The organism is Pirellulales bacterium (genome assembly GCA_019636335.1).
Classification (GTDB): domain Bacteria; phylum Planctomycetota; class Planctomycetia; order Pirellulales; family JAEUIK01; genus JAHBXR01.
Genome location: JAHBXR010000011.1, coordinates 128,488 through 150,030, shown reverse-complemented (window position 1 = coordinate 150,030; position 21,543 = coordinate 128,488). Strand labels below are relative to the sequence as shown.

Here is a 21,543-nt window from a genome sequence, read left to right as displayed (position 1 = left end):
CGACGGCGCGCCGATTGTGCGGTCGGCAACTCGCGAGCGCGATATGCCGGTTCTGGCGCAATCAATCGCTATGTCGCGCCGGGATAAAAGCATGCGCGTCGCCGACCAGGCGCGCCGATAGCTGCTCTTGGTCCAACAGTCGTCCCCCCAGCGACCGCGCTTTCGAGGAGTGCAGACACGATGGCGAAGGAGATCTTTCGCGTTGTCACCCGTGGCACCGATGGCAGCATCCGCATCAAAGACTATCCCAAGAGCGACGCGCTCTTGAAAATGCACACGCAGATCGGCGTCGACGATTGCAGCACCGACCTGGGGCTGCGCGGCATGCCGGTCTTCCGGGGCCTGATCGGTCCCATTCCCGAGGGGAAAGACACCGTCCGTTACGAATCGCCCGAGGTCTTCGAGACCCTGACGAAGGAATGGTCGGCCAATCGTGGCGGACGCAAACGCCGTTCGCGTGCCCGCTAGATTCTTTCCTATCCCGAAAACAGCACATGCCCACCCGGCCATTGCCGAGTGGGCATGTTGCGTTTCGGAGGCAAGCTTTTCCCACCGTAGCGGTTCTAGCAGGCTGCTGAAAAAGGTCCGTCGTGGCCTTTTCAGCCTCGCGAAGTGCGGAGTTGAACTCCGCACCGCTCGCAAAAGAACGACTTCCGTCGCTATTTTGTGATCGCATCCAGGCGATCCTAGCAGGCTGCTAGTACCGTACGCTGGGGGCTACCGACGGACGCCACTCGGAGTCGGCCGAGCGAATCGGCCGATCGCTCGACAGGTTGGCCACGCCGCCAATCTGATTGGCACGGGCCACCGTGGTTGGGGTGCTTGCCGTGGTGGTCGGGCTGATCGGCACTCGGCTGATGTGCTCCTCGGCCACGAAGCGCCGCGTCACGACGGGCACCTGATCGGTGACCGTCTCGGGCACCAGCTCGCGTCGCGTGACGGGCGTTTTCACGATTTCGGTGTGGGGAGACCAGTAGGTCCGCGGCACCAGCCGGGTCTCCATCCAGGGCTGGACAAAGGGATTAAATCGTCCCCGCCAGTTCGATTCCCAGCGATATTCGGTTACGGGCGTCCACGAAACGCGGTGAGAATCGAGCAGATCGGTGGTGTAGCGTTCGCGGTAGACGGTGCGAGGTCGCGCTTCGATCGTCGTCTCGGTGACGGGTCGTTGGACCACGTGCCGCGTCTCGTGATAGGTGACGTCCCCCTCCTGGTAGACCCGCGATTGTTGGGCCTGGGCCTGTGACGCGACGAGCAAGGCGATCGTCGTCGCGACGAATTTGATCCGGTGACGCATGCTTCCGGCTCCCGGTCTCGTGCTGCGAGTTGCCATCCCCTGGCTCGGGCGACACGTCAGTGCAGCATCCTGGATCGCCCGGCTGGCTGTTCGTCGTTATCGGCGCACGTGGAACAAAATCATGAATAGGTACGACCGCCACGGGAGGCACAGCCGGCCGTGGCAACGGCCACGACCACCTTGCATTTCGACGCGAAATGGGGCACTTTGAACGTCCCCGTACCAGGCGTTTATTGCACGTAAGGTCAAGCGTGAAGCGGGTAAAGCCCGAGGCGCTAGCAAATGCTTCGCCAGGGGTAACCAGCCACCGAGAGGAGCCGCGGCGTGATTCGAAATGAACTGCTCGAAATCCTGGTCTGTCCCGAGAATCACACCCGCCTGACGCGCGCGGATGGGGAACTTATACGCCGCTTGAACGAGGCCGTGGCGGCGGGCCGCCTCCGCAATCGGTCGGGTGCCCGGGTCGAGGAGCGGCTCGACGATGGGCTCGTGCGCGAAGATGGCACGCTGCTCTATGCCGTCCGCGACGGCATTCCCGTGATGCTCGTCGACGAGGCGATTCCGCTCGACCAACTTGCCTGAAGCAGCGCGATCGCGTGTCTCCTCAAGCCCCCGTTCGACATGCTCGGGGCAAACCGCGCCGTTGCGACGCGACGTCTTGGTGCCCACCGTACCGATGACCTGGTTCGCCGACCTCCCGGAGAACGAATGATGTCCGGCAAAACGATCTTCAAGAAGATCATCGACCGCGAGATCCCGGCCCGCATCGTCTACGAGGACGATCAGTGCCTGGCCTTTCACGACGTCAACCCACAGTCGCCCACGCACATCCTGGTGATTCCCAAGCAGGAGATCCCTTCGTTGGCCGATGCGTCGGACGGCGATGAGCAACTCTTGGGGCACTTGCTCACCGCGGTGCGCAAGATTGCCGTCGAGCAAAAGCTGACCAACGGCTACCGCGTCGTGATCAACTGCGGAGTCGATGGTGGGCAGACGGTCGACCATCTGCACTTGCATCTCCTGGGAGGCCGCGGGCACGGCTGGCCTCCCGGTTAGCCGCCGCCACTCAGGAGACGACTCAGTAGGGCAGGATCGATCCACCCAACCGTTTGACCTTGCCCCACAGAGAGTCCTCTTTCGGGGCCGGCATGACGGGGGGGGGCGCCCGCACTGGATCGGGAGCGCGTGCCACGCGTCCTTCCGTCAGCGCCACGTGCGCGACGAGAAACTGCGGCCAATAGCTATCCAGCACGCGGACGCAGTCGACAAACTGTCGCGAGCGCAGCTTCGCATCGGCCAGGTGTACAAGCTTCGAGAGCTCGACGAGTTCCTGCTTCGTGAAGCTCAAGTGGCGCAGGTCGACGTCGTCGATCCAGACTTCGCCGGGCCCCTTCATGTCGAAGCGAACCTTGAGATCGCGCAGCCCTTCGAGCGGCAGATCGTTCACTTGGAACTGATACTGCGTCCACCCGGTGCCGATCTGGCCGTCGGGGCGTTCGAGCCCGACGATGGCATGCCGATAGTACGGCTTGCCGTCGAGAATACCCTCGAGCGCTAGTCGCAAGTTGGGTTGACGGCTGGCGTCGGCGACGCGAAGCCAGACGAACATCGAGAGGCGACCCGTCTTGGGGGGATCGAAGGCGCGACTGACCACGGTGGTCAGGGCGCCCGTTCCCGTCAATTTGAGCGTTTGCCCGCCCGTGCGAGGATTCGCACCGTCGAGCGTGGCGGCCTCGGCCGGTCCCATCGCGATCTGCCAGCCCGGCAGCGTCTCGTCGACGGTCGGTGGATTCTCGAAGCCGGGATTCGACAGGACCTCGAGCGCCGGCTGATTTTGCAGCCCCATCACGCGCAAGTGAACGTCATGCACGCGTTCGGCCAGTTCCGTCTCGATGTTCTGCTGGAGCTTGACGCTGGCTTCCGCCACGCGAACGTCGGCAGTCGTCCAATGCCCGCCAACCAGATCGTAGGGGGCCAGATCGAGCGTCCATTTCCAGCCGGACGCGTCGCGGGTGAGTTGCGCGGCACGGTTGGTCGACCCTAGTTCGACGAACTTCGCCTCGGCCGTTGCCGCGACCTGCAGCTCGACGTGCGCCGGCCAGGGAGAATCGTTGACCAGGTACATGTGTGTGCGGCCGTCGCGTTCGAGCGTGCGCACGACGACCGGTTGCGTGTCGAGCGCGACGGTCGCAAAGGGCGCCGCGGGAAGCGAACGATAGACGACCAGTGCGTCGTACAGGGCGTCTTCTTGTCCCAGGGGGAGCATGGCCCCGCCGTCGACGAGCGTCTGCACGTCGAGCGAGGCAAGCGCATGCACCAGTTGCCGACGATTGCGTTCGGCGGCAGGAGACATCTGCGCGAGCAGCCACGTGTAGCTGTTGCGATAGGGGCTGCGCGCATCGAACGAAGGAAGCCGCGCCGGCGCCGGCCGGTGGAAGGCCAGCACGCCCGGGTGAGCCGCGCCGCGGAAGTGCTTGTCGATGTCGGGCGAATCGTTCAGTTCGGAATCGATCACGCGATCGAGCGAGCCCGGCTGCGGCGGTCCCAGGCTCTGCGGTCGCAGCAGCACGAGCTCGCGCGAGTCGTGGTACAGTTCGGGATAGATGCCGACCAGCCGCAAGGCGTCTTCCACCGCCACGGGGCGCGGCAGGCTGGGACGCAGCGCCAACCGCAGCGACGGATGATCGAGCATCTGCGCCCCGGCCAGGTAGAGCCGTGTCCCGGGACGCACGCGAGCCACGTCGGCCTGCAGTGCCGCATAGAATTGATGCAGGGTTTTGGCCCGCCACGCGAGCCACGTCTGGCGACCGGGTCCCGTCAGGAAGCGGGCTCGGTCGGCAAAGCGGTTTTCGCCGGCGCCGGGCACCTGCGTCCCCGTCTCGCGCACGAACCGCTCGATCGTATGATCGTCGAATCCCCATTCGATGCCGGGAAGCTGGGCGTATCCGCTCGCCGAGAGTCGCAGCGCCAGGCCGTCGAACGCGGGCTGTCGCGCATAGCGTGTCGCCAGCTCGCGTGCCACGCGAATCATCGCCTGCTGCACGCGCGGATCGAGCGTGTTGTAGTAGGGGCCAGCGCCGCGATGCTGCGGATTGGCCTCGCTCCAGGTGCGACCATCGGCGCCGACCCATTCGAGCCCGATCCCCGCGGTGCCGCTTTGCCGGCGCAACTGCTCGAGTTCGGGGAGCGGCGCGGAGAAGTCGAGCGCGGGAATCAACTTCAACTGCTCGCGATCGAAGACGCGCAGCAACAGCTCGAGCACATCCTTGCGAATCGGATCTTGTCCCGAGTCGAAGAAGAGTCCCGTGTCGTAACGGGGCGTCGGCTCGAGCAGGCGGCTAGGATAAATCGTGCTGCCGTCGGCCAACACGTTGAGCATGACGCCACCGTAGCCGACGTGCTGCAGATACTCGGCCAGACGCACCGCTCCCTGATGAAAGGTGGCCCAGTCGTCGAGACTTCGCCCGCTCCAGGCGTCGAGCGCCTCGCTCGCGCCGAAGTTTTCGGGAAACAGGGGCTGGTCGAAATAACCCGCCAGCAATCGCTCGGGCTTGGGCGTGCCGAGGGCGAAGGCGCGCGGCAGCCGCGTGGGGCCCTCGAGCACGCGGAGCTTACGATACACGGCCTGCGCTCCGTCGCGTCGGTTCGTAATCAGCACCAGCGGCGTCCGCGTCTTGGGCCAGAACCACAGGCGATGGCGGCGCCACTCGGGGGAGCTACCCGCCGCGGAATCGGGCAGATAGATGCCCGAATCGAGCCCGACCGGGGCGATGGCCCCCGCGGCGTTCGGCTCGAGGATCGAGATGCCCATCGACTGCGGCACGTCGCTGGGGAACTCGACCTCGAGCATGTGCCATTTGCCCGTGTGCTCGATCGGTAGCGTGTAGGCCTCCCAGCTCATCTCGGGCTCGCGGCCGCGCGGACCTAGTTGGATGAGCTGGCCGAGCGGATGCTCCCAGGTGTGGGCGTCACCGTTGCCGAGCGGCCCCTTGCGCATGCCCGGCAGCAGCGGCAACGATGCCAGTCGATCCCACCAGCGCGGATTCGTCGCCGGGTCGATCTCGACCAGCCGCCGCAATTCAATCTCGCGCCCCAGCCCGCGTTCGGGAGATTCCGTGCCGAGCACGATCAACTGCACGCGGCGATCGGCCAGCCCGCGGTTGAGCGGACCCAACGTGTTCAAGCGCAACGGCAAACGCTTGCCGAGCGCGGTGAGCACGAGATCGTAAGCGCCTTCCAGGTTTGGCACGGCGATCTCGAGCGGCAGCGTGCCCGACACGGGGTCGAGCTCGACCGCCGGTCCCACGCGCCGATCGCTGCGGATCTCGTAGAACTGCGCACTGATGCGAAGCTGCGGCTCTTGCGCCAGCAGGCTGGCATGGGGCTCGATCTCGAACACGGCCATCTCGCCCGGCGCGTAGACGAGCGCGTCCTTCGCGGGGCGGACGCGCAACAAGTCGCCCGGGGCACGGCGCACGAGCAGGCGATTGCCTTGCTCGTCGAGCGTCGCGTTGAACTCTTCTTTCAACAGTTGCTCGAGCGTGACTTCGATCGGCGCGGGAACGGTCGTGCTGTCCGCGCTGCCGAGCGCGACGACAAGCTTTGACTCGGCGGGAGCCGTGATCGTCACGTCGAGTCCGTCGTAATTGCGCGGGCTGCGCGCCTGCACGACAATCGCGCCTTCTTCCAGCCAGATCGAACCGGGTTCGTCGGCCTCGACGCCCAGCGCCACCGGCTCGGCCAGCTTCGCCCCCTCGATCGCGACGCGTCCCTCCCAGCGACGCTCGGCGCCGCCGCCCCACGCGATGCGCAGGCGCAGCGACACCTCTTCGGCCATCGCGGGCGCGATCGCCGTGAGCGCGAACACCAGCAGGGCGAGCACAAGAGACTTCGCGCGCCGTGTGAGCGGCTTGCGCCGCACCCGCGCGGAAGGCCCTCGCCGCACCCGCGATGCAGTCGGACATCCTTGTCCGATCATCGTGGTAACTTGCGGAGTGCCAAGGGATAAGGTCGGGGAAAAGAGGCGGGATTATAGCGAGCGCCCCCGGCACCAGCTACGCCGGATTCACCGGCGAGAGATTACGCTCGTGGGCGCGGTTTGCTGGCAGGGCGTCCGCCACCAAGTCTCGCCTGCTTCGCGCAGCTTGCCGCGCAGGTTGTGCATTTTCGTCCGGCGCGCTGCTAGCTATTCAATGCCTTCAACGAGCACATCGTCGAGGGGCTGCCAGCTTGCTGGCGCGGCGGGATCGTCGGCCGCTTGCGCGCTGGCCCCTGCAACGCGTTCGAGCGCGAGCGCCACGTCGTGGCAACGATTGGCGATCTCATTCACCTCGCAGCGATCATCCGGTTTGCGGAAGAGTGCATGACGCACGTTCTTGGCCGTGGAGGCGGAGTCCTCATCCTCGACGGCGGGCACCAGCTTGAGATACCAGGCCGGCGTGCGAATGGCCCGCTCGCCCGACTCGTTCTCGAGCAAGGCGCGGTCGCGCAGTGGTGCGGCCTCTTCGCGCGCCAGGGGGAGCGTGCTGGCGGCCCAGGGGGCGTTGGATGGAACCTCGATGCCGAAGTGCTCGAGCAACGTGAAGTGTACATCGGCCGGCTGTACCAAGGCCTGGCTGCGCACGGCGGGCTCAATGCGCTCGCGCTGCCGGACGATCCAGGCCAGGTGTACGAGTTCCTCGTCGAGCGAGTCGTCGACGTGTCCCAGACGACCATGCTCGCCCAGCGGATAGCCGCGGAGTGAAACCAATTGCATGAGCGTGTCTTGCAGGCCGACCTCGTCCAGGACATCGATCAACGCGCCCACGCAGGTATCGATCGCCGCCACCTGCCCGGCATAGGCGCGGCGAATTCCTAGTAAAGCATCGGGATCGAAGCCGTCCGGCAAACGCCGCGGCAGAAACTCGACCTCGGTGGGAGGTGGCGTGTCGGCCCCCTCTTCCTCGTCGACCTCGTCGAGGTACTGGTAGCGCAACGCCGTGGGAGCATCCCATGGGCCCGACAACCCCCGTGCATGAATCCACAGCAGGAACGATTCATCAGCGCGCGTCAGCCAGTCGGCGGCGGCGGCAATCAGCCGCGCGAACTGCGTCTCCTCGATCGACTCGGCGGCCTGATCGACACGTGGCGCCGGCACCAGCAAGATGTCGTCGAAATCGCCCGCGAGCGATTGATCGGCGATTGCCGGATCGTCAGTCAGCAGGGCCGTCGTCACGCCGGCCGCGCGCAAGCGGTCGACGAGCGATACTCCGTTGGGCTCTCCTTCGCGCTGTTGCCAGGCGTGCTTGCCCTCCCAGTACGAGCGGTAGAGCGACTGCCAGGAGGTACTGTCGAGATAGGCCTGATCGAGCACGAACGACTCTGCCGCGAGCCGATCGAGTTCGGGCGTTCCGACCCATGAATTGCCGTAGCAGCCGAGATAGGCAGGCTGCAATCCATCGATCACCAAGACGAGGGCACGCATGTAAGACCGGCGGGGCGAAAGCAGCGGGAGACAACAGGCAGAGCTTGCACGATTGTAGACCAGTAGCCGGTCGACTCGAAGGGAGCCGCGCGACGGCCTGTAGTGATTGTGCCGACTTTTTCCTTTGGAATCCGCGGCGGCCGGCGACGAACGCGCGACCGCATGCCAGAGTTGAAGACGGCGATCAGCGCGCCGAACCACGGGGCTCCGAAGTTGTCGATCCCCGCTGCGATCGAACTGGCTGCAAAAGCGACACCTGCCTTGAAACTCACATTGTTGAATTCGATCGACGAGCTCCAAAGCGCGGCCACTTTGTGGGACGATCTTTGGCTGCGCAGCGAACTGGCCCTGCCCACCCTGCGTGCCGAGCAGGTGGCCTGGTGGCTCGAGACGTTTGCAGGTAGCGTGCCCTGGCGTGCTCTGGTCGTGGAAGAGGGAAACCGCTTCGTGGCCGCCTTGCCGCTCGTGGAGCGGCGTCGCGGGCATCTGCTCAAGACGGCCAGCCTGCCGACAAACCTGGCTTCTCCCAGCGGCGACCTGCTACTCGATCCCCAAAGCGACGTGGCTCGGGCCACCGATTTGCTGGCCGAGGAATTGCTGCGCGGACCGTGGATGCTGGCCTGGTTCGACTTCGTGCCCTGGGGACTGCCTCGCTGGCGCGCCATGCTCGAGGCATTCGAGCGGCACGGGCTGGCCACCAGCGTGCAACCGCTCTACTCCATCGGTCAGGTGGAGATCGGCCACGACTGGGAAACCTACGAGGCATCCCGGTCCCGGAATCATCGTCAGCAGATGCGCAAATTGTGGCGCCGCATCGAGCGTCAGGGCGCGACGCGGCTGGTGCGCCATGCCGACCTGTCCGCGTCCGAGGTGGCGCCGCTGCTGCGGCGCGGCTTCGAAGTCGAAGATCGCTCGTGGAAAGGGGGCACAAGCACGTCGGTCTTGCGGACACCTGGCGCCTGCGAGTTCTACGCGCGGCAGGCCGAACTGCTCAATGCGCGCGGAGAACTCGAGCTCGTCTTCCTCGAGCATCAGGAGCGAGCCATCGCCTTCGAGTATGGCTGGCGCGCCAAGCAGGTCTATTTTTCGCTGAAGGTGGGCTACGATGGCGAGTTCGCGTCGTATCGCCCGGGCCAACTGCTACGTAGCAAGTTGTACGAAGCCTTTCACACGACTGGCGATTGCCGACTGGTGGATTACCTCGGCCCACTCAGCGACGCCACGCAACGGTGGAGCACGCGGCAATACGAGATCGCGCGGCTCGTCATCGGCGGTCGTGGTCGTTCGGCCCGTTGGGGACTCCGGCTGATTGAAGCGTTGCAACATGCCAGAAGTAAGGCACGCGATGCCCGGCCAACCAGTGAAGGGACGACTTCGTTGGATCATTCGCACGAGACGGCCACCGCACCGTAGCCCTCTCTTCCCGGGGCAGTCTGTTCGTAGGGGTGCGCAGCAGCCGACACGACGAGTGCGCGTTTCGCCACATGGCGCGCCTCCGCGCGTCTCACGACGCGCGTGGCAGCGGAAAGCAGGCCAGTCGATTCGGCGCGATGGCCAGCCAGGCGTGGCGGAGCAGGGGATCGAGCGCGAGGGCGAGAATCGGCGCCTCGGCCGTGTACTTCCAGCGCGGCGCGCCATCGCGGCGGGCGAGCGTCACGGTGCCTCGATCGGCCAGCAGCAAGGTGTCTCCATCGGCCGACGAGGCGACCAGGGGAACGGCGCCTTGGGCCGTCAGACCACTCATCAAACGCCCCGCGACGTCGAGCGTGCTGACACCCGCCTCGCTCGTGACGTGAATATCGCCGGCGCTCAAGATGAGCTGCCGGGGCGATCCCGTGACGCGCGAACGCCACAGCAATTCTCCCTCGAGCGACATCGCCCAGACAAAACCCGACTCGCTGACGGCAACGAGCTCGGGAGATTCGCGCGAGAATGCGATCGCGGACAAGGGGGCGGGCGACGGAAATTGAGCCGCGAGACGACCGTGACGATCGAACAGCAGAACGCGCGCGTCGCTATCGGCGATGGCGGCGTACCAGGCGGTCGAATCGATCGCCACCGCCCGGGCGCTGTCGCTGGCGAATTGTCGCCAATGCTCCCGTCCGCGGCGATCGTGCCAATACAGCATGCCGGCCGAATCGAGCGATGCGACCGCTCGCCCGTCGTCGCTCGCGGCCAGCGCGACGAGCGTGCCACCGGCCTGCCACTGCGAGGCCACGAAGCCGTTACGTTCGACGAGCTGGACGACTCCGGTCGAAGTGGCCAGCGCCACCGTTTGCGTTTCGGCGGCGAACGAAAACAGCCCGATCGCCGCTTCCGTCTCGTGGCACCACAGAAGTTCGGACGCCGCAGGTCTTCGGGACATGGGCGTGGCGTGGGTGGTTTACTCGGCAGTCTTCGTCGCACGACTGGCCATCTGCTGGCGCGAGACTCGCAAGGCCGCGGCCAACGCCGGATCGACCTCGGTTGCACCGGCGGCGTCGAGCGAAAGGCCTTCGGCGCCGTCGAGTCCGGTCGGGCGCGCCAGCTCGGGCACGAGCACATCCGGCTGCACGCCAACCCGCGCGAAGGGCTGACCGCTGGGAGAGTAGAACTTGGCCGTCGTCAGGCGCAGACCCGTGCGGCTGAATCCGAGCGGGAAGATCCCTTGCACCGACCCCTTGCCGTAGCTGCGCTCGCCCACGATGACACCGCGGCGATGGTCGCGAATGGCGCCGGCAAAGATCTCGCTGGCGCTGGCGCTGTCGCGGTCGATCAAAACGACGAGGGGCACGCCCCAAGTACCCTGATCGTGGGCCGAGTAGGTATAGTCCTCGCGCGGATCGCGGCCGCGCGTCGAGACGATCGTGCCGCGCGACACGAAGCGATCGACCACCTCGACGGAGCTGTTGAGCAGACCGCCCGGGTTGCCGCGGAGATCCATAATCAGGCTGCGCATGCCCTGGCGATGAAGTTGCCAGAGGGCCGCGTCGATATCGCGCGTGGTCGTCTTCTGGAAGCAGGTCAGACGGAAGTAGCCGATGCCGAAATCCTTGTCGTGAATCGCAATGTCTTCGACGCTGGGGACCTCGACCTGCTGACGGCGCAGCCGCACGGTGTGCGTGCCGCCTTGACGGCGCAAGGTGATTTCGACCGTGCTCCCTTCCGGACCCTGCAACAGGTCGGCGGCTTCGTCGGAGTTCACATTTTCCGTCGAGCGACCGTCGACAGCGATGATCCGATCGCCGGCGAGCACGCCCCCCTTGGCGGCGGGACTGCCCGTGATGACGCCGACGATCTCGAGCGAGCCATCGCCCGACTTCAACTCCACGCCGAGACCGACAAAGTTGCCGTCGATCTGCGAGTAGACTTCGTTGAGTTGATCGGCGGTGAGAAAGGCCGAATACTCATCCAGATAGTTGGCCGCGCCGCAGGTGTACTCGAACACCACGACGGCCGGGGCCAACCCCAACTGCTGCCGGGCCAGGGCGCTCGCCGCACGCACCGCCGCCTGGGCCTCGTAACGATCGGCCACGCGGCGCGTCGAGAACGACGTGCGGAGATCCTGGCGGTAGCGGAGAATCCGTTGCGGATCGATGCCCGGCAGGTTGCGCTCGAGGAAGATCGGATCGATCAGCGCTTCGTCGAGCGCACGCGTGCCGCGATCGACCAACCGCTTCCAATCGAGGTTGTCCACGTAATGGTGCTGGATCTTGAGCAGCACCTCGCTGTACAGACCCAGCGCGTCCTTTTCGGACATCGTGCGGGTCGCATCGAGGAAGCTGGCGTCGTGATAGCGACGGCCCAGGTCGTAGTGAATCTTCGACAGCGTGCAGCGTTCTTCGAGCTGGCGCTGGCTGGGATGCTCGCGCAACGCTTTCTCGTAATGCACGAGTGCTTCGGCCCAACGACGCTCGAGCTCGAGCTCGCCGCCGCGACGCAACACTTCGTCGATGACGCTAGCAGAGCTGTCGACGACGGCCGGCGGCGTCTGCGCGTAACCCACGCCGGAAATCGACAGGGATACGACGAAGCCGAGTACGAGCGCTCGGATAGCGGGGGAGACCCAACGTAGCATGATGTGTTCCAAGGGGAATGCGCTGAACCGCGGAAGGATATCGCGGTCGTGCACCCCGGCGAGCAGCACCGTCCGTGAAGTTCGGACGCCACCACGGGCAACGGCGGGCGCGGCCTTACTCAGTTCCGTCAAAGGCGGTGGCTCATCGGCGGGTCTAGCCGGTCAGCCAAAAATGAGTATAGGCCACGTTCTGGTGGTGGTCAAAGAACTTGGTGCAGAGAATTTAGAGCTCGCTGGCACGACCCCTACAGGCGTTTCTACGGGGTGTACAAGGGGACGGTTCGCCCCTGGAAAACAGAAAAATTTGTTGCGCCGAATTTGCCCGAACAGGCCGCCGGCGCCCCTCGGTGCGCTTTATCCGCAGCCCCCCGGAAGAACCCGGCTCGCCCGCACAACCGGCACACGCCGACCCAACTGGTAGCGACGGTGGAAGGCCGATCGGGAGTCTGACTTGAACCACGACGCACGCACGCAAGTGTGCCACTGCTGGCTTGCCCAGCAGCGAGATGCGGTTCAAATCCAGTCAGAGCGCTCGTTCACGAAGCCTCTCGATCACTTCTTGGCAGCACCCCCGATGCGGACCACTTTGCCGGTGAGTGCCGATTGGCTTTCCTTCTGGCACAGCACCAAGGCATCGCGGGCCAGATCGCCACTCAACAAGGCCGAAGGCGTCCCGCGTTTGATCGAGCCGGCCACTTCCGCGATCTCGGCCACGAAGGCCTCGAGGGGATCGCCGGCGCCGAGCTTCGGCTGCTCGACCCTGCCATCCTGCTTGAGCACCGTCAAGGGCATCGACAACGTCGGCTTGTCGGCGAGGACGCTGAAGTCGTAGAGCAGCGTGGCGCGCTCGAGATGAATCTCGAAGCCGTGCGTAAAGGCGCGTCCCTGCTGGCGGATGACACCGCTCGTGGCCGTGACCACGAGCGCCGGGTCGTCGAACTCGAAGTGGGTTTCAAGATACTCGACCACCTCTCCGCGCCGGCGTCCGCGACTCGACACCACGCGCGGCATGCCGCACACGAGGCGAATGAAATGCGCGTCGTGGATGTGCAGATCGACGACTGGTCCGCCGACTCGCCGCGGGTCGTAGAAGTCGGGAATCCACAGCGGATCGGAAATCACCCGTTTGAAGTTCCCGCCCAACAGCTTGCCATACTTTCCGCTGGCGATCGCCTGGCGGGCAAACTTGTACTCGGGAAAGAAGGGGAGCACGTGACCGATCGTGAGCTGCTTGCCCCCCTTCTCGGCGGCACGGACCATGCGCTCGGCGTCGGCCGTCGAAAGGGCGATCGGCTTCTCGCAGAAGACGTGCTTGCCGGCCTGGAGCGCCGCGATCGTGGCTTCGGCGTGCTGATCGGGGGGGAGGCAGATATCGACCAAGTCGATCTGCGGATCGGCGATCAGGTCCGCGAACCGTTCGTAGCGCGCGAGGTTGGACAGATCCATCTGCGCGCCGGGGGGGCCGAAGTTTCCCTTAATCGAGCGCCAGTCGCCGGCCAGCTTCTTGGGATCGCGCGTCGAGATAGCTCCCACGCGCACGCCGCGCACGCGCTGGTAGGCCAGATAATGAATCATGCCCATGAAGCCGATTCCGGCAATTCCGACTCGCAGCATGCGTACTCCTTCGTGACGCTATTTCGATGCGTCTATCGACGCGTGACTTGTTGAAACCGTGCGAAGGCCTCTTGCCAGCGATCTGTCTCGCGCGGTGCATACTCTTCGACTGCGAACGAACGGGCCACGATCTGCCGCGCCTCGGCGATGGAGCCAACGGCGCCCGCCGCCACGGCCTGCATCATGACGTTGCCGATCGCCGTCGCCTCGACGGGGCCCGCGACCACGCGTACTCCGCAAGCATCGGCCGTGGCCTGGCAGAGTGGTCGATTCTGCGTGCCGCCGCCGACGATGTGCAGTGTCTTGATGCGCTGGCCGCTCAGTTCTTCGACCCAACCCAAGACCTGGCGGCTGCGGAGCGCAATGCTCTCGATTGCCGTGCGGATGACGGCACCTTCGCTCTCGGGCACCGGCTGGCGCGTGCGAAGGCAGTATTCGCGAATCGCAACAGGCATGTCCGTCGGCGCGGCGAAGCTGGCATCGTCGGGATCGACGAGCGAGGCGAGCGACGGGGCTTCGGCCGCCAGGCGCGTCAGCTCCTCCCAGCTATAGTCGCGTCCCGCCTGGCTCCAGACGCGGCGACACTCTTGCACGAGCCACAGCCCGGTGATGTTCTTCAAGAGGCGGATCGTGCCGCCGACACCTCCTTCGTTCGTAAAGTTCAACTCGCGGCAACGATCGTTGACGATCGGGCGATCGATTTCCACCCCCAAGAGCGCCCACGTGCCAGAACTGAGATAGGCCCAGGGCCCTCCGCCGTCGGACTGGGCGGGCACGGCCATCACGGCACTGGCCGTATCGTGCGTGCCTGGCAAGACCACGCGCACGTTCGCCAGCTCCGTCGCTTCTGCCACGTCGCGGCGCAAGGCGCCAATGTCGGCGCCGGCCTGGACGAGCTCGCCGAACAGGCCCGGCGCAAGACCGCATTGTTGCAGCAGGTCGGTCGCCCAGCGGCCCGTCTGCGGATTGAAGCACTGCGTGGTCGTGGCGTTCGTGATCTCGTTGGTCTTCTCGCCCGACAGCAGCCAGTGAAACAGGTCGGGCATCATCAGCATCCGCTCGGCCACGTCGAGCAGTGGCGAATGGCCTTCGCGCATGGCGAGCAACTGAAAGAGCGTGTTGAAGGGCATGAATTGCAAGCCGGTCGCCGCGAAGATCGCCTCTCGCGAGGCGTAGCGGAAGGCGCGCGTGGGCATTCCCTCGGTGCGTCGATCGCGATAATGCACTGGGTTACCCAAGAGGGTGTCGCCGCGCCCGAGCAGTCCGAAATCGACGCCCCAGGTATCGACCCCGACGCTGCGGATCTGTCCTTTGTACTTCGCGCCCGCGCGTCGCAGTCCGGCCTGCACGTCATTCCACAGGGCGAGGAGATCCCAATGGAGCGTGCCGGCGACGTTCGTGGGACCATTGCCGAAGCGGTGCGCCTCGTCGAGCCGGAGATTCTTGCCGTCGAAGAGGCCCACCAGAACGCGACCGCCCGAGGCCCCCAGATCGACTCCGATAAACGCTTGTTCCGCCATGTGCAGCAACTCCCCTGGCAGCCTTCCAGTTCTTACAGTATCCGTTCTTTGGCAAGTCTTTTGCGGTTTTGTAGAACGTCAGTTGCGTCTTGTCGGCGTGGCATTCCTGGCGGACCAAGGTCGCGAACAAGTGTGTCATGTCGACCAGTGCCATGTGATGATGCCAGCTTGTCCAGGCCCGGGCTTCGTAGTGTCCCATGCCCAGCTCACGCTTTGATTCTCTAACTCGGAGTCATGTGACGCGGCAATGTATGTTGGGCGTCGTCCAGAGTATAGAAAGTAGGTTCCTCGGACTTCCTGACGACAGGCGACCACTCACGACGGAAGTGTGCCCACTATAAAAGCTCGCTCAGCACACGCCCGCGCGATAATACCAGTGGCCGGTTCAAGCGGTCGCGCAGTTCCGTAGCGGGGTTGATTCCCAGGATCTGCCACATCGTGGCTAGCAGGTCGGCGGGGCTGACCGGGTCGCTGCCCACGAACGCCCCCTTCTTGTCCGATGAACCGTAGACCTGTCCGCCACGAATGCCCCCGCCGGCGAGCGCTACCGTATAGACATCGGGCCAGTGATCGCGGCCGCCATCCTGATTGATGAGCGGCGTGCGCCCGAACTCGCCGGCGTTGATCACCAGCGTCGTGTCGAGCACCCCACGCTCGGCCAGATCCGAAATGAGTGCGCTATACGCGCGATCCATGCCGGGCATGATCTGGCTGTATCGCCCAGGAATGTTCTGGTGCGTGTCCCATTCCTGGTTGAAAGCGTTGTAGCCGACCAGCCGCACGCCCGCTTCGACCAGGCGCCGCGAGAGGAGCAACGACTGTCCGATCTTCGTCTTGCCATAGCGCTCGCGTACGGAGTCAGGTTCGCGCGACAGATCGACGGCCTCGCGCACGCGCGGATCGGTGAGCAATTCGTACGCGCACGAGTGGAGCCGATCGTACGTCTGCGTCTCGCGGCGATCGATGGCACAAGCGGCCGCATCCATCTCGCCGAGCAGGCTCCAGCGCCCCGACATGCGGCCCGCGTCGCAGCCGTCGGGCAGGGTCAGGCTCAGCGGACGGAAATCTTCCTGCTCCGGATCGCCCGAAATAAGGAACGGATCGTGTACGCCGCCGAGAAACCCACCGTACTGGCCCGGCATGCGATTCGACGGACCAGGAATGCTGAGCCACGTCGGCAGCGAGATGGCCGGCGGCACGGCCGTCGGCACGCGCTGCAGATAATTGAGCACGGCGCCGGGGCCGGGAAAGTCGTCCCCTTTCGCCTCGCGATCCTGGTTCGGCTGATCGGCCGAGCCGGTCAGCGTGATGTACGTGCCGGCGATGTGGTTGTTGAACGCGTGCGTCACCGAGCGGACGACCGCCAGCTTGTCGGCGACGCGGGCGGTCTCGGGCAGCATCGTCGTGAAGCGGATGCCCGGCACGTTCGTGTCGATCGGAGCATAACCGCCGCGTACTTCGGCCGGCGCCTCGGGCTTGGGGTCCCAAAGATCAAGATGGCTGGGGCCACCTTGCAGCAACATGAAGATGCAGCTACGGCCGTTGTGCGACGCCGCGGGTCTCTCGGCCGTGCCAGCCAGACTTGCGCGGCCGACCGCCGAGCCAAACAGGCTTACGCAGCCGATGCGCAACACTTCGCGGCGCGAGATGTTCCCGGGCTGAAACAAGCGTGGCGCTCCTCGTGTGGATTACCCATGACACGCGATGTGTGGCGTGCCATCAGTGTATCCAACGCGAGAGGCGAGTAGCAACGCAAGCAGGCTTTTGCCCCAGGAGCAAAAACCTGCAAAGTCTGCGTAGACGAAGGAACCGTCTCTTGGGTTACGGCTTGCAGTAGCTGAGCGCCAACAGGGCGTAGGCCGTGACCAGGTTGGGGTCTCCTTCCATCCAACGTGCATTTTCGTTGGCAAACGCACCGTCGGGACGCTGCTTCGAAGCCAGCGTTTCGACGAGCTCCTGGCGCCAGTTGTGCTGCTTGCCCGCGGCGTCCTGGAACTCATCGTTCCCCGTGGCGGCGAGCGCCTTGGCAAGCGTGTGGTAATAGTAGAACAGGCCGGCGTCACCCATGCCGGGGTTCTGCGTCAGATCGTAGTTCTTCGCCAGCCAGCCGAGCGCGGCATGCACGCGCGGATCGCTCGGCGTGAGTCCCGCGTAGATCATGCTCTTCAGTCCGGCGTAAGTCATCGAGCCGTAGCTGCGCAGTCCGCCGTCGTCGGTCTTGCCGGCCTGGCTCGAGCCACCGGCGGCGGGCGTGTAGTAGAAACCGCCGTCGTTCACCTTGGCGGCAAAGGCGGTGGTGTTGTGCTCGCTCTCGAGGTTCTGGCAGCGCGACACAAAGACGAGCGCCTTTTGCACGGCCGGATCATCGGGGCCGGCCCCCGCCGCCTTCAACGCGTCGAGCAGGAACTGCGTGTTCGACAAGTCGGGACGCTTGTGTCCACCGTAGCCGGCGCCACCGTAGCTGTTGCTCGTCGTGTCGTGGGCCTCGTCTTCGTCCCACTGAATGCCGCGGATGAACTTCTCCGCGTCGGCGAGCAGCTTGTCGTAACGCCCGTCACGATTGGCTTCGGTGAAGCAGAGAATCGAAATGCAAGTCTCGTAATTGGCCCAGGGCGAATTCGGTTGGTGGATGCCGCCATCGGGCGAGATGAAACCTGCGAGATACTTGAGGCTCTTCGCGACAATCGGATCGTCGACGCCACGCCCGCTGCGCAACAGCGCCGTGGTGGCAAGCGCCGTCACGCCCGGCCCCGCCTGCTTGCTATACGAGCCATCCTCACTCTGCGCCTTGCTCAGGAACTCGGCCCCCTGCGAGACGACGGCGGCGTACTGCTTCGTATCGATGCCGGGCGAAGGCACATCGGCTGCGCGGGCGTGATTCGAGGCAACCAACGCGAGTATCAAGCCAAGCGCTGAATAGCGGCGGACCGTGGAAGCGAACATCGTCTCAGGTTCCTTGTATTCGCAGAGATAGAATCGGCGACAGCGCGGCGAAGGCAATTCACCGCCGGCGCTGCGATGTGCGGACACCGTCTCGCGCGCCAAGCACAACAGACAACCCCCGAATTCTAGCCCCGTGGCGACGTGAGGGAAGCGATTCGCGCGGATCCGCCACGCATCATCAGCTCCCTGCCGTGTCGAAAAAATCAACAAGTCGCGCTAGCCGTTCGACGCGGTGCTGGCTGCGCGGCGTAAGCCGTTATTTCTTCGCTCTCGCAGGGCATTTGGTTCGCGCCGGCGAGTCGCGCCAGGCATCAGGCGCCGTTTGAGGGGATCGTGCCGGCGGCGTTCACGTGGCCAGAAGTCCCTATTCGAGCACCGCCAGAATGTCCGCTTCGCGCAGGATCAGCAGTTCGTCCCCCTCGACCTTCACCTCGGTGCCGGCGTAGCTACTGAACAGGACGCGGTCTCCTTCGTTCACCTGCAGCTTGACGCGGCGGCCATTCTCGACGCGCCGTCCGTCTCCGATGGAAAGGACGCGCCCTTCGCGGGGCTTCTCGCGGGCCGATTCGGGCAGCACGATGCCACCGGCCGTCGTGGCCTCGGCGGTCATTCGTTTGACGACGACCTGGTCGCCGAGCGGGACTAGTCGCATTGCGGACAGCGCTCCTCTAATAGTGTGCCCGCGGCCATGTCGTACGGTCCGCGGCGAAGGCCCTTCACCGGGCGGCCGAAATCCCCGCACCGTCAAGGCAGGGGGGATTCTCTCGCGCCGGAGGGGGCGAAGCAAGCATACACTGCTAGCAGGACCGAGTGGCCTTGGGGACTATTTTGAAAGTCCGCACGGTTCGGGTCCTAGCGTTCAGGCGAGATCGAACGCCTCGTAGGCCGGCAACTCGGCCGCATCCGAGCACACGGGCGCATCGAGCAGCTCGGGCGAAAGAGGCGCCGCGGCGCGAGCATTCCAGAGCTGGTCGAAGACAAGCTCCCAACGAGATTCGCGCGCAGTCCTTACCGCGCGGCGTGACAATTCGTCCCGTTCGTGGTTGTCCTGGACGAGCCGCGCCATGACCTCTGCCCAACGTCCCGGTTCGTAAATGTCGGCCACGACGCCCGCCTGGTAGAAGCCGACCGTTTCTTGCGGCCCGCCGCGATCCGAGACGATCGCCGGCAGACCGCAGGCCATCGCCTCGAGCACGGCGTTGCCGAACGTATCGGTCGTGCTGGGAAAGACGAATAGATCCGCGCTGGCGTAGGCCGTGGCGAGCGTGGGGCCTTCGAGCACGCCGGTAAAGAGCACGCCGTGCTGCTGCCAACGTGCCCGCAGTTCGTCGGCCTGAGGGCCATCGCCGACCAGAATCAGCGAGGCCTTCATCCCACGGCGCTGGGCCAGCGCGAATTCTTCGCAGAGACGATCGAGATTCTTTTCCTTCGACAAGCGACCGACATAGAGCAGCTTCGGCCCGGGGCCCAGACCATAACGGTGCCAGAAGCTCTCCTCCCGTCGCGCGGGATGGAAGAGCGCACAATCGACGCCGCGACGTAACACAACCAATTTGGCGGGATCGAAACCTTGTCGCGTGAGCAGCTCGCGATAACTTTCGCTCGGCACGAAGAGAGTGTCCATCTGACCGAAGAACCAGAGCATGTAGCGCAGCGTGAGTTGTTCGAGCCCGGCGTCCTGCGTGAAGTGGCGCACCATGCGTGGGAAATCGGTGTGGTAAATGCCCGTCACTTTGAGGCCCAGCAGTCTGGCCGCCGCGAGTCCCATCAACCCGAGCGGACCGGGAGTCGAAATAATCAACTCTGAAAAGCATTCTCGCTCGAGCCGCTCGATCACTTCAAGGAAAGGAGGAATCGCCAGTCGTTGCGATTCGTACTCCGGCAGTTCGAAATCACCGACGGGGCGGAAGTTCAAGAGGGGCGTCTGCATTTCTTCCGGCACGCGGTCGAGACACGTCACGACGGTGAGATCGCAACCCGTGTTTGCGGCGACACGGCCGAGGGCCACGATCGTGCGGGCGACGCCGTTCACGTCGGCCAGCGTGTCGGTGATCCAGGCCTTGCGTGGACTCTTTTCGCACAGCTCTGGCGGCAGATGAAATCGCGCGGCGACGGCTTGCAGAAATCGCTCGTCTTTGTGCTGCGTGTGAAACGCCGCCAGATAGGGAGCGACGGCCAATCCGACGGGACCGAGCGACACCAGCGTTTGCAGGCTCTCGATCAAACGCCCCTTTTGGAAGCCAGCGACGAACTTCTTCAGAAAGGCGTAGCTGAGCTGCTGGCTGATGGTCGAGGCAAGCTGAAAGACGTGTCGATCGTCGGCCTCGGCGGGGGGCGTTTCGCTCGAGCGGTTCTCGGCCAGATCGCGCGCGGCGAACAGGTCGTGGAATTCTTCGAGCAGCAGTTGTTCGATCTCAGTCAACTCGTGCTGGGGCGAGGCGCCGATGAGCCAGCCCGCCATGCCGCGCAGCTTGTCGCCCAGGAAGATCGACGTGGGGCGGCTCGGGCGTTCGAGCAGCTTGCGGAACAGCTCGCCAAGAAACGAGTGCTGCTCGTCGGCCTGGTTGAGAAAACGGGCTTTGTAGAAGGCCGCCGCGATGTGATAGAAGCTGTGCGCGAGGCGCAGACTTGTACCCGACGTGCCCGCGGGCTCATGCTCGCCGCGACGCAGGTGTGCCAGGAATTCGTCGACGGTGATGGCGTCGGGCGTCGTCGTATACGCGCTGGCGATGTAGAGCCCGCTGTGGTCGTCGCTGCCGGCAGTGAACGTCTTGCGCCAGGGCATGGCGCCGCAGGGGGCGAGCCCGTGCCAGTCGCTCATTTCCTCGATCAGCTCGGGCGTGAGGCTGCCAAGCACGTAGTTCGACAGGGCACAGGCGCGGCCGTCGCGGGTACCGTTGATCGCCTCGAAGCGATGGAACAACAGAAACAACTTTTCGAGTTGGCGAACCGTGAGCTGCCCGTTGACACGAAAGAGCGGATGCGCCACCGAGCAGATAATGCCCTGCTCGATCACGTAGCTCTGAAAATCGTAGATGCTGCCGCGGATACGCTGGATCGTGGCGAACTGTTCTTCGCTGATGCCCAACACCAGGCAGTGTATTTTGCAGCCATTCTCGGGGAAATACGTCGTGATCTCCGCAGAGAGAAACGTGCCGGGCAGGTGCGCGATCTCGAGCGCGCCGTCGATGCAGTTGTGATCCGAGATCGTGACGTAATCCATGCCGCGCTGGCGAGCGCGTTGATAGAGCTCCAGCGGCTCGACAAAGCTCTCGGGTGCGCCGATGCGGCGCAGGAGCCATTCGCTGGGACGGTCGGAATACTTGCTATGGACGTGGACATCGGCGCGTGCGGTCATGGGGAGTGCTGCCTTCCTGACAAGTGACGGTGTGACACGTAGCGAACGCGCGGAGGTTCAAACGCTGCGCAGCCGATGGGCACGACGTGCTGTGAGGCATGGCGGACGAAGTGCGGCCAACAACGACCGTGGGAAGCTCTCTGGCAGTTCGCCGCACCAAGGCGAATCGAGTGGGAGCCAAGACCGCCGTGCGACGACCGTCGGCAAGCCGCTCGTAGAGTCGGGGACGATGCTTCCTTAAAAGTCCCATGTCACGATGAACCTAACACCTCCAGGTGTTCGGCATGTGAA

At 64.8% G+C, this 21,543-nt stretch carries 15 protein-coding genes; 4 read left to right on the top strand and 11 right to left on the bottom strand.

The features are described 5' to 3' along the window. Positions 1-180 precede the first annotated feature (180 nt). Positions 181-468: a hypothetical protein gene (locus KF708_12920; GenBank protein MBX3413586.1), complete on the top strand. Its 288-nt coding sequence runs from the start codon at positions 181-183 to the stop codon at positions 466-468. 229 nt (positions 469-697) lie between these two features. Here KF708_12920 and KF708_12915 read toward each other — a convergent pair whose 3' ends face one another. Continuing rightward, positions 698-1,297 carry a hypothetical protein gene (locus KF708_12915; GenBank protein MBX3413585.1) on the bottom strand — a complete coding sequence of 200 codons (600 nt, stop codon included), beginning with the start codon at positions 1,295-1,297 and terminating at the stop codon, positions 698-700. Positions 1,298-1,621: 324 nt separating this feature from the next. Here KF708_12915 and KF708_12910 point away from each other — a divergent pair, with 324 nt between their 5' ends. Next, positions 1,622-1,879 carry a Trm112 family protein gene (locus tag KF708_12910; GenBank protein MBX3413584.1) on the top strand — a complete coding sequence of 86 codons (258 nt, stop codon included), beginning with the start codon at positions 1,622-1,624 and terminating at the stop codon, positions 1,877-1,879. A 129-nt stretch (positions 1,880-2,008) separates the two neighbouring features. Then, on the top strand, positions 2,009-2,353 hold the full coding sequence (locus KF708_12905) for a histidine triad nucleotide-binding protein (GenBank protein ID MBX3413583.1): 345 nt from the start codon (positions 2,009-2,011) through the stop codon (positions 2,351-2,353). Positions 2,354-2,375: 22 nt separating this feature from the next. Here KF708_12905 and KF708_12900 read toward each other — a convergent pair whose 3' ends face one another. Both KF708_12900 and KF708_12895 read right to left on the bottom strand, forming a co-directional pair. Beyond that, positions 2,376-6,179 carry a family 10 glycosylhydrolase gene (locus tag KF708_12900; protein MBX3413582.1) on the bottom strand — a complete coding sequence of 1,268 codons (3,804 nt, stop codon included), beginning with the start codon at positions 6,177-6,179 and terminating at the stop codon, positions 2,376-2,378. Positions 6,180-6,482: 303 nt separating this feature from the next. Next, positions 6,483-7,760 carry a sulfatase-like hydrolase/transferase gene (locus tag KF708_12895; protein ID MBX3413581.1) on the bottom strand — a complete coding sequence of 426 codons (1,278 nt, stop codon included), beginning with the start codon at positions 7,758-7,760 and terminating at the stop codon, positions 6,483-6,485. 162 nt (positions 7,761-7,922) lie between these two features. Between KF708_12895 and KF708_12890 the strand changes: the two genes are divergently transcribed. Further along, positions 7,923-9,173 carry a GNAT family N-acetyltransferase gene (locus KF708_12890; protein ID MBX3413580.1) on the top strand — a complete coding sequence of 417 codons (1,251 nt, stop codon included), beginning with the start codon at positions 7,923-7,925 and terminating at the stop codon, positions 9,171-9,173. A 91-nt stretch (positions 9,174-9,264) separates the two neighbouring features. Here the strand turns inward: KF708_12890 and KF708_12885 are convergent, their stop codons facing one another. The 8 genes from KF708_12885 to KF708_12850 form a co-directional block, all read right to left on the bottom strand. Further along, entirely contained in the window at positions 9,265-10,125 is an 861-nt protein-coding gene (locus KF708_12885; protein ID MBX3413579.1) for a hypothetical protein, read from the bottom strand. Between the two features lie 18 nt (positions 10,126-10,143). Then, on the bottom strand, positions 10,144-11,817 hold the full coding sequence (locus tag KF708_12880; GenBank protein ID MBX3413578.1) for a S41 family peptidase: 1,674 nt from the start codon (positions 11,815-11,817) through the stop codon (positions 10,144-10,146). 552 nt (positions 11,818-12,369) lie between these two features. Further along, a complete protein-coding gene (locus KF708_12875) occupies positions 12,370-13,431 on the bottom strand; it encodes a Gfo/Idh/MocA family oxidoreductase (GenBank protein MBX3413577.1) in 1,062 nt (353 codons plus the stop codon). Between the two features lie 32 nt (positions 13,432-13,463). Then, on the bottom strand, positions 13,464-14,951 hold the full coding sequence (locus KF708_12870; protein ID MBX3413576.1) for a rhamnulokinase: 1,488 nt from the start codon (positions 14,949-14,951) through the stop codon (positions 13,464-13,466). 335 nt (positions 14,952-15,286) lie between these two features. Continuing rightward, entirely contained in the window at positions 15,287-16,618 is a 1,332-nt protein-coding gene (locus KF708_12865; GenBank protein MBX3413575.1) for a DUF1501 domain-containing protein, read from the bottom strand. Between the two features lie 154 nt (positions 16,619-16,772). Further along, the gene (locus KF708_12860; GenBank protein ID MBX3413574.1) at positions 16,773-17,810 is read right to left on the bottom strand and encodes a terpene cyclase/mutase family protein; all 1,038 of its coding nucleotides are present in this window, start codon (positions 17,808-17,810) and stop codon (positions 16,773-16,775) included. A 448-nt stretch (positions 17,811-18,258) separates the two neighbouring features. Beyond that, on the bottom strand, positions 18,259-18,546 hold the full coding sequence (gene groES, locus KF708_12855) for a co-chaperone GroES (GenBank protein ID MBX3413573.1): 288 nt from the start codon (positions 18,544-18,546) through the stop codon (positions 18,259-18,261). 207 nt (positions 18,547-18,753) lie between these two features. Continuing rightward, complete coding sequence (locus KF708_12850; GenBank protein ID MBX3413572.1) at positions 18,754-21,252, bottom strand: glycosyltransferase; 2,499 nt, start codon at positions 21,250-21,252, stop codon at positions 18,754-18,756. Between the last annotated feature and the right edge of the window lie 291 nt (positions 21,253-21,543).

What these genes read in the sequence shown, in the direction of transcription:
- KF708_12870 (MBX3413576.1), bottom strand. Translation starts at nt 14,951, where the DNA reads ATGGCGGAACAAGCGTTTATCGGAGTCGATCTGGGGGCCTCGGGCGGT.
- KF708_12890 (MBX3413580.1), top strand. Translation starts at nt 7,923, where the DNA reads ATGCCAGAGTTGAAGACGGCGATCAGCGCGCCGAACCACGGGGCTCCG.
- KF708_12885 (MBX3413579.1), bottom strand. Translation starts at nt 10,125, where the DNA reads ATGTCCCGAAGACCTGCGGCGTCCGAACTTCTGTGGTGCCACGAGACG.
- KF708_12875 (MBX3413577.1), bottom strand. Translation starts at nt 13,431, where the DNA reads ATGCTGCGAGTCGGAATTGCCGGAATCGGCTTCATGGGCATGATTCAT.
- KF708_12905 (MBX3413583.1), top strand. Translation starts at nt 2,009, where the DNA reads ATGTCCGGCAAAACGATCTTCAAGAAGATCATCGACCGCGAGATCCCG.
- KF708_12850 (MBX3413572.1), bottom strand. Translation starts at nt 21,252, where the DNA reads ATGACCGCACGCGCCGATGTCCACGTCCATAGCAAGTATTCCGACCGT.
- KF708_12895 (MBX3413581.1), bottom strand. Translation starts at nt 7,760, where the DNA reads ATGCGTGCCCTCGTCTTGGTGATCGATGGATTGCAGCCTGCCTATCTC.
- KF708_12920 (MBX3413586.1), top strand. Translation starts at nt 181, where the DNA reads ATGGCGAAGGAGATCTTTCGCGTTGTCACCCGTGGCACCGATGGCAGC.
- KF708_12880 (MBX3413578.1), bottom strand. Translation starts at nt 11,817, where the DNA reads ATGCTACGTTGGGTCTCCCCCGCTATCCGAGCGCTCGTACTCGGCTTC.
- groES (MBX3413573.1), bottom strand. Translation starts at nt 18,546, where the DNA reads ATGCGACTAGTCCCGCTCGGCGACCAGGTCGTCGTCAAACGAATGACC.
- KF708_12915 (MBX3413585.1), bottom strand. Translation starts at nt 1,297, where the DNA reads ATGCGTCACCGGATCAAATTCGTCGCGACGACGATCGCCTTGCTCGTC.